Annotated in this window: 19 protein-coding genes; 5 read left to right on the forward strand and 14 right to left on the reverse strand. The window is 56.9% G+C overall.

Annotated elements, in window-relative coordinates; all coding sequences use genetic code 11:
- Both ACEWZM_RS15510 and ACEWZM_RS15515 read right to left on the reverse strand, forming a co-directional pair.
- Positions 1-690, reverse strand: coding sequence for a helix-turn-helix transcriptional regulator (locus ACEWZM_RS15510; RefSeq protein ID WP_414007295.1), 690 nt, complete (start codon positions 688-690; stop codon positions 1-3).
- A gap of 79 nt (positions 691-769) precedes the next feature.
- On the reverse strand, positions 770-1,078 hold the full coding sequence (locus ACEWZM_RS15515; RefSeq protein WP_414007296.1) for a hypothetical protein: 309 nt from the start codon (positions 1,076-1,078) through the stop codon (positions 770-772).
- A 223-nt stretch (positions 1,079-1,301) separates the two neighbouring features.
- Here ACEWZM_RS15515 and tatA point away from each other — a divergent pair, with 223 nt between their 5' ends.
- The 5 genes from tatA (at position 1,302) to ACEWZM_RS15540 (ending at position 4,477) form a co-directional block, all read left to right on the forward strand.
- A complete protein-coding gene (tatA, locus tag ACEWZM_RS15520) occupies positions 1,302-1,520 on the forward strand; it encodes a twin-arginine translocase TatA/TatE family subunit (protein WP_414007297.1) in 219 nt (72 codons plus the stop codon).
- Between the two features lie 6 nt (positions 1,521-1,526).
- The gene (gene tatB / locus ACEWZM_RS15525) at positions 1,527-2,012 is read left to right on the forward strand and encodes a Sec-independent protein translocase protein TatB (RefSeq protein ID WP_414007298.1); all 486 of its coding nucleotides are present in this window, start codon (positions 1,527-1,529) and stop codon (positions 2,010-2,012) included.
- A complete protein-coding gene (tatC, locus tag ACEWZM_RS15530) occupies positions 2,009-2,983 on the forward strand; it encodes a twin-arginine translocase subunit TatC (protein WP_414007299.1) in 975 nt (324 codons plus the stop codon). Before tatB ends, tatC begins: the two co-directional genes overlap by 4 nt.
- 150 nt (positions 2,984-3,133) lie before the next feature.
- Entirely contained in the window at positions 3,134-3,589 is a 456-nt protein-coding gene (gene rpiB / locus ACEWZM_RS15535) for a ribose 5-phosphate isomerase B (RefSeq protein ID WP_414007300.1), read from the forward strand.
- Between the two features lie 45 nt (positions 3,590-3,634).
- On the forward strand, positions 3,635-4,477 hold the full coding sequence (locus tag ACEWZM_RS15540; protein WP_414007301.1) for an ATP-binding protein: 843 nt from the start codon (positions 3,635-3,637) through the stop codon (positions 4,475-4,477).
- Positions 4,478-4,580: 103 nt separating this feature from the next.
- Here the strand turns inward: ACEWZM_RS15540 and ACEWZM_RS15545 are convergent, their stop codons facing one another.
- The 12 genes from ACEWZM_RS15545 to ACEWZM_RS15600 form a co-directional block, all read right to left on the reverse strand.
- Positions 4,581-5,792, reverse strand: coding sequence for a LysM peptidoglycan-binding domain-containing protein (locus ACEWZM_RS15545; protein ID WP_414007302.1), 1,212 nt, complete (start codon positions 5,790-5,792; stop codon positions 4,581-4,583).
- A gap of 135 nt (positions 5,793-5,927) precedes the next feature.
- The gene (locus ACEWZM_RS15550; RefSeq protein WP_414007303.1) at positions 5,928-6,575 is read right to left on the reverse strand and encodes a protein-L-isoaspartate(D-aspartate) O-methyltransferase; all 648 of its coding nucleotides are present in this window, start codon (positions 6,573-6,575) and stop codon (positions 5,928-5,930) included.
- Complete coding sequence (gene surE / locus ACEWZM_RS15555) at positions 6,572-7,354, reverse strand: 5'/3'-nucleotidase SurE (RefSeq protein ID WP_414007304.1); 783 nt, start codon at positions 7,352-7,354, stop codon at positions 6,572-6,574. Before surE ends, ACEWZM_RS15550 begins: the two co-directional genes overlap by 4 nt.
- Positions 7,355-7,607: 253 nt before the next feature.
- Entirely contained in the window at positions 7,608-8,261 is a 654-nt protein-coding gene (locus ACEWZM_RS15560; protein WP_414007305.1) for an SDR family NAD(P)-dependent oxidoreductase, read from the reverse strand.
- 78 nt (positions 8,262-8,339) lie between these two features.
- Positions 8,340-8,609 (reverse strand): hypothetical protein, encoded by a 270-nt coding sequence (locus ACEWZM_RS15565; protein WP_414007306.1) that lies wholly within the window; start codon positions 8,607-8,609, stop codon positions 8,340-8,342.
- A gap of 249 nt (positions 8,610-8,858) precedes the next feature.
- A complete protein-coding gene (locus ACEWZM_RS15570) occupies positions 8,859-9,401 on the reverse strand; it encodes a DUF2199 domain-containing protein (protein WP_414008054.1) in 543 nt (180 codons plus the stop codon).
- 124 nt (positions 9,402-9,525) lie between these two features.
- The gene (purF, locus tag ACEWZM_RS15575) at positions 9,526-10,983 is read right to left on the reverse strand and encodes an amidophosphoribosyltransferase (RefSeq protein WP_414007307.1); all 1,458 of its coding nucleotides are present in this window, start codon (positions 10,981-10,983) and stop codon (positions 9,526-9,528) included.
- 276 nt (positions 10,984-11,259) lie between these two features.
- Positions 11,260-11,970 (reverse strand): Hint domain-containing protein, encoded by a 711-nt coding sequence (locus tag ACEWZM_RS15580; protein WP_414007308.1) that lies wholly within the window; start codon positions 11,968-11,970, stop codon positions 11,260-11,262.
- Positions 11,971-12,528: 558 nt separating this feature from the next.
- On the reverse strand, positions 12,529-13,599 hold the full coding sequence (locus tag ACEWZM_RS15585; RefSeq protein WP_414007309.1) for an SMP-30/gluconolactonase/LRE family protein: 1,071 nt from the start codon (positions 13,597-13,599) through the stop codon (positions 12,529-12,531).
- 213 nt (positions 13,600-13,812) lie between these two features.
- On the reverse strand, positions 13,813-14,367 hold the full coding sequence (locus tag ACEWZM_RS15590; protein ID WP_414007310.1) for a CvpA family protein: 555 nt from the start codon (positions 14,365-14,367) through the stop codon (positions 13,813-13,815).
- 40 nt (positions 14,368-14,407) lie between these two features.
- Complete coding sequence (radA, locus tag ACEWZM_RS15595; RefSeq protein ID WP_414007311.1) at positions 14,408-15,772, reverse strand: DNA repair protein RadA; 1,365 nt, start codon at positions 15,770-15,772, stop codon at positions 14,408-14,410.
- A gap of 101 nt (positions 15,773-15,873) precedes the next feature.
- A complete protein-coding gene (locus ACEWZM_RS15600) occupies positions 15,874-16,311 on the reverse strand; it encodes a paraquat-inducible protein A (RefSeq protein ID WP_414007312.1) in 438 nt (145 codons plus the stop codon).
- Position 16,312 lies beyond the last annotated feature (1 nt).

The following is a 16,312-nucleotide window of genomic DNA, read 5'->3' on the forward strand; positions in this document are numbered from 1 at the left end:
TCAGCCTGCGCTGGCGCTATCCGCATAGGGCTGATAGTCTTCCAACCGCTTGCCCGGTTCATCGACGAACAGCTCTGGTAGCGGCTGTGCGGTCTCAATCAGGTCAACGCGAAACACCCGGAAATTCCCGCGCGCTTCGCACCAGGCTGTCAGTGTCCAGACCCGTCCCCAATACTCCATATGCAGTGGTCGGATGACGCGCTCTGTCAGCGTATCGTCTATACGGCGATAGGTCAGATGAAGCTTCTGGCGGGCTTTGATGGCGGCCCGTAGCGTTGGCATCTGCGCAAAGCCTCGTGCCGCATCTGCAAAGGGGTAAACTGCAAATTTCCACGCATCCGCTTCTGCAATTGTACTCTCGGGCAGAACGGCATCCACCTTGGCGGCAAGGCTCTCGGCCGCGGCTTTCAGATCCGGGTCGGCTGCTTCGGCAACAATGGCCATACCCAGATTCAGCGCCTCCAGTTCTTCGCTTGTGAGAGTGAGAGGCGGCAGGGTGATGGCTTCTCGTACCATGTAGCCGACACCGCGCGCGCCCTCGACCGGTACGCCGCTGGCGACCAGCGTGTCCATATCGCGGTAAATCGTGCGGGTGGAGACCTCCAGCCGCGAGGCAATGTCCTGTGCCCGGTGCAATTTCCCATCGCGTAGGATCTGGATGATATCAAAAAGGCGATCAGTGCGGCGCATGGCCTAGCCTTGGTACGGGGAGGGCAGGAGGTCAAGAGCACCACCTCTTGCCTCCTGCGAAGATGTGGGTGCGCCGAGCTTAGGCTTCCATCATCCACAGCACGTCTTCATGGCGCATCTTTGCGGTGTCTGGTGCCATCGCGGCCATCACCATAGGCGCGAAATCCTGCTGCATGAAACTTTGCGCCACCGCCTGTGCTTTCGCCATGTTTTCCCAAACCACATAGTCGGTCCAACTGCCATCAGAACCTTGGCTTAGCTGACGGTGCACAAAGCCGGATTGCGCGCGTACAAAGCCTTCCGTTTTCTGCATCAAGGTCACGAAGTCCTGTTTCTTGACCCCATCAGCCAAGTGAAAGGTCACGATCTCTGCCACATGTTTGTTCATCACTTATCTCCTTTTGAAATGTGATGGGCTGGCAATACGCTTATCCAACTGACATAAACCTGTCAGTTGGATGCTCGCGTTGTACACAAACCGGTAATTTCATCGGATTTTGCGCTCGCCAAGGCGGCTCAGATCTAGGCTGCGCCTGAGCTCCGGCGTAAAACCGTCATCAAATGACATCTGCGGACTATCACTAGGCCCGCACGGAGAAGGAGACACTCTCATGCTTAACAATATCGGCCTTCCGGGCCTGCTGCTTATCGCTGTCGTCGTGCTGGTCCTGTTTGGCCGCGGCAAAATTTCCTCGCTGATGGGCGAAGTTGGCAAGGGAATTACGGCCTTCAAAAAAGGCGTCAATGACAGCACAAAAGAGCTGGAAGAAGAAAACACCGCCGATGCTGCGCGCGACGTGACCCCCGAGACCGAAAAAGACAAGGTCTAAGCGCCGATGTTTGATCTTGGGTGGACCGAACTTATGGTTATCGGCGTTGTGGCGCTGATTGTTGTCGGGCCCAAGGACCTGCCGGTTTTGTTCCGCAATGTTGGACGATTCGTGGGTAAGGCCAAGGGTATGGCACGTGAATTCAGCCGGGCCATGAATGACGCTGCTGATGAGACAGGCGTCAACGATATGGCCAAAGGACTGAAGGCCGCCGCCAATCCTATGAACACTGCAATGGATGGCGTAAAGCAGGCGGCGCAGGACATGGCGAAGTCAATTGACCCAACCAAGTTTGACCCGGATAGCGAAACGGGGAAACTGGCGGCTGAACGGGCTGAAGACGCTAAGAAAATTCAGGCATCGACTGCCCGGGCAGCAGCAGACCGTAAGGCACGTGAGGCTGCAGAAGCGCAAGCCAAGGCTATTGAAGCGGAGGCCGCACTGGCTGCCACCGACGCCCCAGCTGCGCCAGAAAGTGAGACCAAAACATGAGTGCGTCTGAAGATATTGACGACAGCACAGCGCCGCTGATTGAGCATCTTGCAGAACTGCGCACCCGTCTGATCCGGGCGGTGGGTGCCTTTATCGTGGGTATTGTGCTGGCGTTTACGGTTGCGGAACCGATCCTGCAGTTCCTCCTTGTCCCGATAGAGGAGACGTTGCGCAACCTTGGTGATCCGTCTCCGACACTTCAGTACACCAGCCCACAGGAATATCTTTTTACACTGTTTCGGATCTCCATGGTGTTCGGATTTGCACTGTCCTTTCCTGTGATCGGCTTCCAGCTTTGGCGTTTTGTTGCGCCGGGTCTCTACAAAACGGAGAAGAATGCGTTTCTGCCGTTCCTTATTGCCTCGCCGGTGATGTTCCTTCTGGGGGCGAGTTTTGCGCATTTCGTGGTTACACCGCTTGCGATGGCCTTCTTTCTTGGCTTTGCTGATGTGTCGTCAATCTTTGCCAACCTGATGTCCAATGCGGTCAGCAGCCTGCCCGCAGACGCGGCGGTTGTTCCGGAAACCACCGATGGGGTGCGCATTACCTTCTTCGGTAAGGTGAACGAGTCGCTGGATATCACACTGAAGTTCATTATGGCCTTTGGCCTGTGCTTTCAGTTGCCGGTTCTTCTGACGCTCATGGGGAAAGCCGGTTTGGTCAGCGCCGAGGGGTTGGGTGGTGTGCGCAAATACGCCGTTGTTGCCATCCTTGTGTTGGCCGCCTTGGTGACGCCACCGGATGTGATTACGCAAGGGATCTTGTTTACGGTTGTCTACGGTCTCTACGAGATCTCGATCTTGCTGGTGCGCCGGGTGGAAAAGGCGCGCGAAGCCAAGCTCCGGGCCGAGGGTTACTATGACGACGAAGACGACATCGGCGAAGAGATGGATATGCATCCTGAAGACGACCCGCTGATGGATGAATTTGACGACAAAGAAGAGAACGGCGAAGACAATAACTCTAAGTAATTCCTTCCAGAACTGACAATGAAAGGCGCGCTGGCAACGGCGCGCCTTTGTCGCGGTCTAGGTGCATCGCCTTGCTGCGAGATCTGCTGCCCTCTTGCTCGCCCAGTCGGAACATGATTTGACGCCGATAACCCACCGATGGAGACACCCATGGACCAGAAAAAACCCACCCGCGTTGTTCTTTCCAGTGACCACGCAGCAATTGAACTGCGTCAGGCTATTGCGGAGCATATCGAAGCAAACGGTTGGGACGTCGTTGATATTGGCCCGACAACCCCTGAAAGCACCCATTACCCCAAGCATGGAGCGGCTGCGGCAGAACGTGTGGCATCGGGTGATTGCGATTTGGGCATCATCCTCTGCGGTACCGGGCAGGGCATCATGATGGCTGCGAATAAGGTCAAGGGCGTTCGCTGCGGTGTGTGTTCCGAAACCTTTTCAGCCAAGATGATCCGTCAGCACAACAATGCAAATATGCTCTCAATCGGGGCGCGTGTGGTTGGCGACAGCCTGGCGATTGAAATCGTGGATGCCTTTCTGAATACCGAATTCGAAGGTGGCCGACACGCAACCCGAGTTGCCATGATCGAGCCACAGGACGGCTGAGGGTGCCTTGCGGCAACGTGACCAAAGAAACGGAGGCTTTCTTCTATGGATGAGACAAGCTTGACCCGCATCGCCGATGCGCTGGAACGGATGGCGCCTGCGCCGCTCAAGGCTCCCGATTTTGCTGCTGCCTCCGCTTTCGTCTGGCATGTGGCACCGGACCGGTTAGAGGCAGTGGAAACTGTGAACCGGGTCGATCTGGAGCTGCTATTGGGGATTGATCGCGCACGGGACACTCTGCTGGATAACACACGCCGCTTTGCCGCCGGGTTTGGTGCGAACAATGCGCTGTTGTGGGGCGCACGGGGTATGGGGAAATCCAGCCTTGTGAAGTCGATCCATGGCAAATTGTCTCCGGAGTTCCCCGTGCTAAAGTTGGTGGAACTGCAGCGCGAAGACCTGCCATCGGTTGCGCGCCTGTTGAGCCATCTCCGCACGACAGCAGAGCGGTTTATCCTGTTTTGTGATGATCTGTCATTCGGGCATGATGATCAGCACTACAAGAGCTTGAAGGCTGTATTGGACGGCGGCATCGAAGGACGGCCCGATAATGTGCTGTTCTACGCGACCTCAAACCGCCGCCACCTTATGCCACGAGACATGATCGAAAACGAGCGGTCCAGCGCTATCAACCCCTCCGAAGCGGTTGAGGAAAAGGTCTCTCTTTCGGATCGGTTTGGTTTATGGCTGGGCTTTCATCCTTGTGATCAAGATGAATACCTCGCCATGATTTTGGGGTATTGCACGGTATATGGGGTCGAAGTCTCAGAACATGAACTTCGTGCCGAAGCCATTGAATGGCAGGCTACGCGAGGCGCACGTTCGGGCCGGGTAGCCTGGCAGTTCTTCACTGATCTTGCTGGGCGGCACGGGGTCGTGGTCTCCTGACAGACAACCTGTGCGTCCGCGCCGCGCTATCATCCAGAATAAGAAGGGCGCTCACAGAAATCTGGGGCGTCGTTTCTCAATCTAGGACCATCGTATTAAGCGGTTATTGAAGATAGGGCAGTGGGTCGACGCTCTCAAAGCCGTTACGCACTTCAAAATGGACATAGGCTGATGGCCCGTCACGCAGGGCCGCGATGGTCTGGCCACGCGAAACCGTGTCGCCCTTGTTCACTTCGATCTTATCGACATTGGCATAGACGGTCAGGAGTTTGGCATCATGCCGGACGACGATGATCGGAATGTTGTTCGAATCCTTGGTGATAGCCGCCACTGTTCCGCCATCGGCAGCCTTCACCGGGGCACCAGCAGCGCCGGCAATATCAATGCCGTCATTTTTGCCCTTGGCGTAGGTGCGGGTGATCTTGCCCTTGACCGGATAGGTCATTGCAGCAGTTGAGCTACGTGTGGGAGCAGGTACTGCTACCTTGGGCAAATCCTTGGGGACCACAGCGGCGGGGGCCACTGTTTCCTGCGGCAGGGGCTTTGTCGCGCTTGGCGGGGTAGGCGTGTTGGTGCCTTCTCCCGGAGCAGTCGTCGCAGCTGTTGCTGCGGCTGCCGCCTCCTTACGTGGGGCGGGCTGGTCTTTCAATGGGATCAGCAAGAACTGGCCTTCGCGAATGGCAAAGTCACTACCCAGCCCGTTCCATTCCGCCAGAGATTTTACCGGCACTTGATAGAGCCGCGAGACGGTATAAGCCGTTTCGCCGCGTTTCACCTTGTGGCGTACGGGTTCTGGTCCGCTTTGTACCTGCGGCTTGCTGGCCGTGGCCGGAGACGCCAGTGGCGCAGTGCTGACACTGCCGCCAGCGTTCGGAGTTGTTGATGGCGCGCTGTCGATGGCATCTCCCGCTAGCGACGCAATATCGACATTGCCGTTGCTGTTACCAGCGGTAGCAGTGCCTGGTGCGCGTCGAGGCAGGGCGATGACCTCTCCTTGGCGCAGGGCATCATCGGTCTTCATGCCGTTGAATCTTGCCAGTTCGCCCGCGGGCAGACCAATTCGGCCTGCTACATCACTCAGAGTATCACCACGACGGGCAACAGCAACTTGATAAGACGGGTACGTGATCAGCCCTTTTGCATCGGGCTTCGGTCGGTTGACTGTGGCAGTCTGGGCGGCCTTGGTGGTGTTGAAGGCACCAATTTGGCCACGCAAGTCATAGTCCAGCGGAGCTTCGCAAGCGGCCAGTACAGCCACCAGCGGCAGCGCCATCAGCACTTTGCGACTGGGGCGGTTGGGTGCAATCAATGTCATTTCGCTCTCCTCGGAACGCCGTTCCCGTCTTGCGGGCCCCCATTATCCCTGGGGTTTGCCATAGTCAGTCGGTCAGCCACGTGGTTCGGCTTGGATCTCTCCTGGCCATTGGGTGGGCGGATCTTGCCCTTTCCTTTACGTGTCTTTGCCGATCCCCTCAAGCAGGGGAACAAAACGCACCGGGCGCAATTCGTCGTATTCTAGCCCACTGACGGTTTTTTGAACACGGATCAGGGTCTGTACAGTGTCGGACTGCCCCACGGGCACAACCATAATACCCCCTGTCTTGAGCTGCGCCAAGAGAGGTCCGGGCGGATCCTCGGCGGCTGCGGTCACAATGATTCGATCAAACGGGGCCTGTTCGGGCAGGCCGTGGCTGCCATCTCCAACCAAGGAAGTTAAGTTGGACAGGTGCAGTTGATCAAAGATCTGGCGCGCCTCACGTACAAGCCGTGCATGGCGATCCACGGTATAGACGCGGCGCGCCAGCTTGCTGAGAATTGCGGCCTGATAGCCCGATCCAGTACCGACCTCCAGAACTGTGTCGCGAGGTGAGATCTGCAAAGCCTGTGTCATCAAACCGACGACAGAGGGCTGCGAAATCGTCTGACCACAAGCAATTGGCAAAGGCATGTCTTCATAGGCTCGCGCGGAAAATAGGCCTCGGACAAAAGGGCCGCGATCCACTTGTTCCATCGCGTCCAGAACTTGCGCGTCCGTCACCCCGCGCGATCGCAAGGCGAAGAGAAACTGCATCTTGGTTTCAGCCGTGGGGCCTGTCATTCAATGCCCTTCAGGCGCTCCAGCGCATCGTTTGCTGTCAGGTCTGCCCGCATTGGCGTGACTGAGATATAGCCCGCAAGATTTTGCGCGGCGTCGCTGCCCTCCGCGGTGGCGATATGCTGGTTGCCGCCACGGATCCAAAGATAGCGCCGACCATTGGGAGAGGTCTGCTCCTCTGCAGAGAAATGGCTGCCGCGCCGAAAGCCTTGCGGTGCAATTCGTCGCCCTTTGACGTCTGCAGCGGCTACGGGTGGGAAGTTTATGTTATAAAACAATCGGTAATCAGCATCGTCTTTAGCCTGGGTTGCCAGAATGTCCCGAACGAGATCGGCCCCGTGGATGGCAGCCGCTTCAAACGGGTTCTCCGACTGCGCATTTTCGGGCCCGAAATACTGCGATAGTCCCATGGAGGGTATACCCTGTAACGCTGCTTCCATCGCACCGCCAAGTGTTCCGGAATACAGCGCGTTTTCGGCTGAGTTATTGCCCCGGTTTACGCCGGATAGAACCAGATCGGGTTGGTGATCTTTCATCACCACGTGCAACCCCGCCAGAACACAATCGGCGGGGGAACCTTCGGCGGCAAAGCGGCGTTCACCCAGTTGGCTCAACATGAACGGGCGGGTGTAGCTGATGCAATGGCCAACACCTGATTGCTCAAACGCGGGGGCAACAGTCCAGACCTCGCCATCCGGGCCAGCCACATCTTGGGCGATCTGTTCCAGAACTGCCAGACCGGGGGCGCTGATGCCATCATCATTGGTGATCAGAATTCGCATGAGCTTGGCCTCTCGTCTGGCATTGGCAGGCATTGTTTCTGGCGTGAATACGCCGATCCTCACCTGCGACCTGAATAAGATGTGGGGCAAAAGGGGGCAAGCTTTTCCCCATCGTGACCTCGGGCAAGTCTCGACGTGGCGATGCCTGAGGCACAGAGGCCACAGGTTTTTCGTGCCATCCGGAGAGCGAATGTAACCGGAGCCGCTACAAGGCACCAGTCGGCGGTTTTTCGCGGATCTATCTGGTTGGGTGTTAGGTCTTGTCGGTCAGGATCTGGGGCAGCAGCCGTGCGGCCTCGCTCTGTGGGGTGGCAAGAACATCCCGGTCTTCACCCGGAAAGAACCGCGCACGCACGGCCGTTGCCATTGGACTAGGTGCCAGGACCTGCACGATAGGCCCCGTTTTAGCTGTTTCGGCCTGCCAGCTGTTGGCAAGCGACATCTGCGCCGCTTTTGTGGCTCCGTAAGCACCGAAGAACTTTTCGCTGGCGCGGGGGTCATCAAAGAATACGGCCTGGCCTGTCTGGCCAAGCAACGGCGCGACATAGGGGATCAGTACGGAGGTCGCCGTGGCGTTGATGGCCATGGACTTCTGCCAATCCTTGGGCGCAACAAACTGTGCGGGGCTGAGTGGTGCCGCGTGGATTGCGGTGTGCAGCCAGAGGTCGAGATGGCCCCAGCGATCATATATGCCCCGGCACAGTGTCGCCATGGCCTCAGGTACTGTGATGTCCATGGGGGCGAGTGTGGCGGATCCGCCTACGGCCTTGATCCGGTCGTCTAGCTCTTCCAGCGCGCCTGTGGTGCGCGCCACGGCAACAATGTGATGCGTTGGCGCGAGGGCTTCTGCAAGAGCCGCGCCCAGGCCTCGAGAGGCCCCGGTGATGAGAGCAAGTTTCTGTGTCATGTGCGCCTTTTGCGGCGCGATGCGGCGCGGGTCAAGGGGCCAAAGCCGCACATGTCCTCGGTTACGCTGCTATTCCGATCAGCTGCCCGGCATTTCGATACGCGACGCTTTTCCGTTTTTTTGCAGGATCACGCCGTCGGCATCGATGGCAATGACTTGGCCACCCGACAGCCGACTGCCACGGGTCACGACCTTGGTGCGGCCACTTGGCATCCGCATCATGGCGCTCAGGTTGTTCTTGACACCAAACAGGCCCAGCAGGCTGAGGTGGTTACGGCGTAGCGCATCTTTCTGGGTGGCATGACCTGCGACATTCGCAGGCGTTGTGCCGCTTTCACGATTGGCCATTCTGGGAACAGTGTCTTTCTTTTGGGGGATCGATATGAATTTGCGGTGGGCTATCAGGTGCCACTTCCGGCGAACAGAGGCGCGCAATGCACCGGCAAAGCCATGCCGGTGTGCGCCAAAGCTCTGCGCGAACCCTTGCGCATCAACAAGGTCAGCCCTGTGCTATTGCACACAGGCCCTTGAAATTTGAAGTCAAAAGGCAGGAGATTGCGTTTAATCATAGCGTGTGCGAAATGCGATGCCTGCCGTTCAGGCATCGTAGATCAGAGAGGGCATATCGTGCCCATAGGCGTAAAGCAGGCCCAAAATCTCTTCTAGCTGAGCACCAACCATCTGCAGGTTGTGGAGCGGATGATCAGGCTCCGAGATCTGCAATTCCGGGTATTGCCCTTCCGGGCGCATATGCAGCATCGCCTCGACGGACTCGCTGCCATCTGGTGGGATGGCGTTTGCCAGCCACGCCCTTATGCTGCCAAGATCCTCGGTTTCCTGCATCTCGAACCGGTCAAGATAAGCGTCAAAATCGTCCTGGCTGAGCCGTGCCCAGGTGCCGAGGATAAACTCTTCTCCACTTGTATCGGCAATCGGCACCGCCAGAACGGCGCGAACGAACCGCAATTTTCCTAGACGGCAAAAATCATCCGTCAGCACATCGCCAGATTGCGTCGAGATCGCGGCATTGTCATGCACGAACATGTCTTCAGAACAGGCGTCCGGCCGATCGCAGCTGAGGCTCAGCAGCTGGGCAAAGGTCGCGCCGCAACAGCGACACTTGCGCTGAGAGCTGAGCATGCGGGCGAGATGTGGATCCAAAGGTCGGCCTTTCGGTGGTCAAGGATATAGCCGTCGCAAAACGGCTAGAGGCGCCGATCCGATGACCAGCGCCTCATGAGTCGAACTGATGTCGGCTGCGCTCTTACTCTGCTGCGGGCTTCATTTCAAACCCTCGATCCACCATATCCGAGGGAACAACAGGGTATTCGCCCGAGAAGCAGGCATCGCAATACTGTGGGCAGGCGTTGTCGCGGCCTTTTTCCTGTCCAACGGCGCGATATAGGCCGTCCAGAGAGATGAACTTCAAACTGTCGACAGCAAGATGTTTGGCCATCTGGTCTTCGGTCATGGTAGCCGCCAGAAGCTTGTCCCGTTCGGGCGTGTCTACGCCGTAAAAACAGGGCCATGCAGTGGGCGGAGAGGCAATGCGGAAATGCACCTCTTTTGCACCGGCATCCAGTATCATCTCTTTGATTTTGCGCGAAGTTGTGCCCCGTACAACCGAGTCATCCACCAGAATGACCCGCTTACCTTGGATCAGCGCGCGGTTCACGTTCAGCTTCAGGCGGACACCCATATTTCGGATCTGCTCCGTGGGCTCGATAAATGTCCGTCCCATGTATTGGTTGCGGATGATCCCCATCGCATAGGGAATGCCCGATTGCAGCGAATACCCGATGGCTGCCGGCGTCCCACTGTCAGGTACAGGACATACCAGATCTGCTTCGATCGGATTTTCCTTCGCCAGTTCGCGGCCGATTGCTTCGCGGGTCTCATAAACAGAACGCCCGCCGAGAATCGAATCAGGACGGGAGAAATAGACATGCTCAAAGATGCAGAATTTGGGCGACTGTGGACGGAAGGGAAAATGGCTCTCGATGCCCTTTTCGGTAATCACCACCATTTCACCCGGTGCGATCTCGCGTAGGAATTCAGCACCGATGATATCCAGTGCACAGGTCTCGGAGCTGAGCGCGTAGCCATCACCGATCTTGCCCAGCACCAGCGGGCGCACACCCAGCGGGTCTCGCACACCGATCAGTTTGGTACGGGTCATCGCAACAACGGAGAATGCACCCTCTACCCGGCGCAATGCGTCTTCCATCCGTTCGGGGATGTTGCGTTGCAAGGACCTGGCCATCAGGTGAATAATGCATTCGCTGTCGGAGGAGCTTTGGAAGATTGAGCCGCGCTCAATCAGTTCCTTACGCAGCGCGTCGGCGTTGGTGATATTGCCATTGTGGGCAATTGCAGCGCCGCCCATAGCGAACTCACCAAAGAAAGGCTGCACATCGCGGATCGCGGTCTGCCCTTTGGATCCAGCTGTCGAGTAGCGCACATGGCCGATTCCAATCGGGCCGGGCAGTGTGGACATGACGTCCTGCGAGGTAAAGTTGTCGCGGACATAACCAAAACGACGGGCACTCTGGAAACCTTCGACAGAGTCGTGGGTGACAATACCGCCGGCCTCCTGTCCCCGGTGTTGCAGGGCATGTAATCCAAGGGCGACGAAGTTGGAGGCATCTTGGACGCCGACGACGCCAAAGATGCCGCATTCTTCGCGCAGCTTGTCATCGTCAAACGGGTGGGCGGGGGGCATCTGCGGCATCGGCAAGGCGGTGTGGCTCCGAATCCGGTTGTCAGGATGCCCCTCACATAGAGGGTCCGCTCGCGCATGTCACCAAAGGATCACGGTTTCACGACAGTTGGATTAAAAAACCGCAGTCTGGTCGCAAATCTAAATCGTCCAGAAACAAAAAGACCTGTGAAATCACGCAGGCCGACGGACTGTTTGGCTTGGTTGAGACGCGGGTGGTGCACAGGCAAGGTAGGGCGCGTGGTGATCGCAGTTACCCAGTCTGCAATGTCCGCTCGATTAGGCCGCCAGCAGACCGCGCAGCATATCAAAGGCCGACAGCACGTCTTCGCTGTCATTATCGCGGCTATCGTCTTCGTCTTTGCCCGCATCGGACAGGGCACGGCCATCTTCACTGGCAAGGATCTGACGGGCCTCTGCCAGTGACAGTTCGCGAAAGGCGCCATCGGCTTCAAACTCAGTGCCGTTTTCGCAGGCGACATGCACTAGCATGCCGCATTCGGCCCAGATCATCTCTTCTTCTGCAAAAGACAGGTAAATGCGTGCGAGTTTTTCCGGCATAGCGGCGGAGATTCCCTTGTGTCCGATTAGCGAAACAACTTTGGTCATCGCGGTTGGGACATCAAACAGCCGTTCCACAGCCGCGAGCTCCAAGCCCACTTTTTGGTCCGCAGGCAGCATCAGGTCTACGTCATTCCCCAGTGCACCGGCTGGCACATGTACCAATGATGTCAGGCGTGGCACGGCGTGCTTCACAGCCATTACCTCCTGAGCACCGCCGTCCAGAGTGTAGACTTTGTCGCCTGGCTTTACGTTGCGGGCCTGAACAAAGCCACGATCCGTCTCCAGCATCGCGTTGGGCAGTAGGCCGCCAGTACGTGGGCGGGGACGTGCCCGGCCGGAGGATGCAGGGGCCACGGCTGCTGGGAAATCCATCAAAAGACCAACGGGCTGACAGTCAGCAAACGATGTCGAGTGATCCAGCAGCATGATGTCGTCCTTCTGAGCGATGTGCCTGACGTTCTGTCCGGCGTCTTGTTGACACCAATGTGCGCTTCGAAATTGGACGGAAATGGGGCAAGGATCGGGCCGATTGGGACAACAGCAGGGTTTTCGGCCTTTAATCCTGCCTCATTCGCGAAATTGTTGCCCAAAAACCTCTCGAATAGCAGTATTTGTTAACTTTTATCGGCGTCCCGCGCCCTGATTTAGGCTGTTTGAGGTGAAGTTTAACTGTGGATAACTGCGATTCTAATTGGTTAATAAAGCATTAATGCGACTTTTTGATGTTAGGAAAGGTAAACGGTTCGATTGTCCCGAATGTGGTAATTGGACAAGACCTCTGGCCTTTGTTCGCCGTTGCTGCTTCCTGTTATCCGCTGTCACCACGGTGCTCATAGCAACCAAACTGGCCTTAGCGTGACTTTAGAAGCTGCAGTCTATCGCACTGGATTATCTCGGGCTCCGCTATCACGGCTCATAGCCTTTGATATCAAGATCAAAGGCTATGGGCAAAATAGGACTACGTGCTACACCGGGCCCGCTAGATCACTTTAGCAATCCAAGCCGTGGTTCTGTTAGTGATGTTACGGCAATCTGGCCATTCGCAAGAGAGATAGCGCCAGTCGTCAAAGCAAATTCACCACTGGGATCTTGCAAGGTCTCTACCACGTCACCCTGAGCATTAAAGCGGAGGATAAATCCGTAGCGAGTCGGTGCCGGTTTCAATGCTTCGGGCAACCGCATCACGACCCGCCTAAAGAATGGTGACCCTGACAGCTTGTCCATAATCAGGTTGCGGGGGCTGACAACACCGAGCCAGTACGTCCCGTCTGACGCATGGTTCAAGTTGTCGGGAAAGCCGGGAATATCTTGTAGAATTACTTTCCCAGGGCCACCCGCCAAAGGAAATTGCCAAACGCGATACTCACCGGTCTCGGCAACAAGTAGTGCCTCGTTCGTTTCATCGATCGCAATGCCATTCGCGAATGTCAGCCCGTCTGCAAACACCGTTGTGGTCCTCGAAGAGGGGGCATATTTTAGGACACGTGCATTGGCGGAATGTTCAACCAGATCCAAAATCGACGCGGCCAAAGTCCCGCCGCTCTCTTCGGCACCAAATCGGGTGGACGCGTCTGAAAAGTAGATCGTCCCGTCGGCTGCCACATCCAGATCGTTGGCATATAGAATGGGGCTGCCCTGCTCGGTCTCATTCGCGAGCAGCGTTACCTGGCCATCTTGGTCAATCGACAGCAGCCCAAGGTAAGCATCTGCCACGAAGAGTGTACCATCATTACCAAACTCAATCCCCAACGGGCGTCCGTTTGTTGCGGCAAAGGTTTCAATGACACCCTCTTGACCGATACGCAGGATCTCCCCGCCATGCATGGCGAGATAGATAAGACCATCTGGACCGACATCTGCATCCTCTGGGCCGGTACGACCGTCCAGATCAACAAACTCAAGTTCACTGAGGCGGTCATTGGGTTGGAATTTTCCGGAATACCCAGAGTTTTTGGGCGCGTTCCAAGCAACTGGGCTAACGGCAACAGGCCAAAACGCCAAATATGCGAGCAGCCCTAATAGTAGTAGGCTAAGTAATTTCAGAATCGATTTCATTTCAAATCTCACTGTCTTTTAGGGATCTAAAAAACACGTAGCCCGCCAGTCTTATAGAATAAAGGACGAGAGGATGCGGTAGGTGAGGAGTTAGTAATGCCTGACAAATACTGTAGACAGACTTAGGGCGCCCAAAGGCGCCCTGTTTTAGTCAATTTGGTGTGTCCCAATAAGGTGATCAGCGCCGCCACATACTGCGGCGCATCCTTATGATTACTTCGAGCAGGAGCCGATCAGGCTTTCATACTGCGAGGTAACCCAGCCAAGTGCCTGCTCAGGGTTGCGGTCTTCAATCTTGCCGATCATCCGCTCAAACACCACAGCAGAACGGCTCTCATCCACAATGGTAAAGCTCTGGCCGGTCATCACGACATTGTAGAGGAAGAAGGCAATTGCGACCAAGAGGATGCCGCGCAGCACCCCAAAGAAGAAACCGATGCCCTGATCCAGCCCGCCGAGTGCAGACCGCTGTACCAGCGATGAAAACAGCGGCGTGAAGAAGGACACCACAATAAGCGCCAGTGCGAAAACCGCCGCAAAGGCGGCGATGATCGACAATTCACAGCTGTCTGCGATGAACTCTCCTATGACCGGGATTTCCGCCATCAGCGGCTCGACCTGCGGCGCAAACAGAAAGGCCAAGATGGCTGCTGCGATCCAACCAGCGATAGCCATCGCCTCTCGCACGAAACCGCGCGAATAGGCCAGCAACGCTGATAAAACAATGACTAGGGCCACAACCCCGTCGATAATGGTGAAACCTTCCATGTCCCTCGCCCGTTAACCTGCGATTAGAATTCTTGCGACTTTAGCCAGCTCCGAAGTATTCGCCAACAAAACCAGCGAGATCTGAGGCCTGCCGTACAGCAAGTCCTGAGACCGCGACGGATTTGCCACCACTTGGAGCTATCGCTGCCGTGAAACCAAGTTTTTGCGCTTCTTTCAACCGGTTTTCGGTCTGAGGGGCCGGTCGCAGGGCGCCGGAGAGCGATATTTCTCCGAATACGACCGTATCTGCGGGTAGGGCGGTGTCTTCCCGGGCACTGAGCAGCGCCGCGGCTACTGCGAGGTCGGCCGCAGGTTCCGAGATTTTCATACCGCCTGCGACGTTCAGATAGACATCCAAGCCTGCAAACGGAATGCCACAGCGTGCTTCCAGTACTGCCAGAATCATGGCAAGTCGCGAACTGTCCCAACCTACCACGGCCCGGCGTGGCTGCGAATGGGGCGAGGGTGCGACCAGCGCCTGCATTTCGACCAGCACCGGGCGGGTGCCTTCGATGCCGGAAAACACCACGGAGCCCGGCGATGGTGTGCCGCGCTCGGACAGGAACAGTGCAGAGGGGTTTCTGACTTCGCTCAAGCCGCCACCGGTCATCTCAAAAACACCAATCTCATCCGCAGGACCAAAGCGGTTCTTTACCGCCCGCAGAATACGGAATTGATGGCCGCGCTCGCCCTCGAAATAGAGAACCGTATCGACCATATGCTCCACCACCCTTGGTCCGGCGATTTGGCCTTCCTTGGTGACATGGCCCACCATGATGACGGAAATACCGTTTGTTTTGGCGAAGGTTGTCAGCTCGTGTGCAGCAGCGCGAACCTGACTGACAGATCCTGGTGCGCTGTCCACGTGATCAGCCCACATGGTCTGGATGGAGTCGATAATGGCCAGCTGCGGCTTTTCCGCTTCCAGCGTCGTCAGGATATCGCGCAGGTTGGTCTCTGCTGCCAGCTTCACCGGCGCTTCGGCCAGTCCCAATCGCTGTGCACGCATACGCACCTGTGCGCTCGCCTCCTCGCCGCTTACATAAATTGTCTTAAGGCCCGAACGCGCAAACTGGGCAGCCGCCTGTAACAGCAGTGTTGATTTGCCGATCCCTGGATCGCCGCCCACAAGGATAGCCGAAGCAGGCACCAATCCTCCGCCCAGCACTCTGTCCAATTCACCGACGCCGCAGCAGGTGCGGGGCGGTGGTGCCTCTTCGGTTGCCAGATCGCTCAGCGGGATTGTCTTGCCCCGCCGCATCCCAAGGGATTTCGACGCAGGTCCACCCTTGGACAGGCCCTTGTCTTCGGTGATGGAATTCCACTCGCCACAGCTGTCGCAGCGCCCGGACCATTTCGAGAAGGATGCTCCGCAGGCAGAGCACGAGAATGTTGTTTTTGCCATTGGCAAGCTGTGGCAGATGTTTCCGGTTTGTTCAAGTCTTCCGATTGCTCAGAGTGGAGGTGCAAGCCGGTACGTTTCTATTGGCGTTAGGCCCAATTGCGTCACGGTGCAGTCTGGCGCTGGGTCAGCAGTCCCAGCACCAAAGATGCCAGAATACACCCGGTGAAAAGGTATAGCCCCCAGGCCGTTTCAATCGTGGCATACCCGATCCCCTTGGCCAGCGTGATATAGAGTGCGATCAGAAACACATCCGCCATCGCCAGCTTGCCCAACACATGCAGCACTGGCTGCGTGCGCCTATCCAGAAGATTCCATTGCACCAGCGCCAGCCCGATGGTCTTTAGGTAGGGCGCAAAGATTGCAAAAATGGTGACGGTCAGGGCCAGTATGACATCACTGCCCCAAAGACTTTGCAAACCAGTGATCACCGATATCTCGCTGAGGCCAAAAATCGGCAACAGCCCGGCGCGCATAAGAGGCGCAAACCACGCAACAGGGTAGAGGATCAGGAGCGAGAGGGTGAGGATGCGGACTGTCATA

This window comes from Phaeobacter cretensis (genome assembly GCF_047372505.1).
Taxonomy (GTDB): Bacteria; Pseudomonadota; Alphaproteobacteria; order Rhodobacterales; family Rhodobacteraceae; genus Phaeobacter; species Phaeobacter cretensis.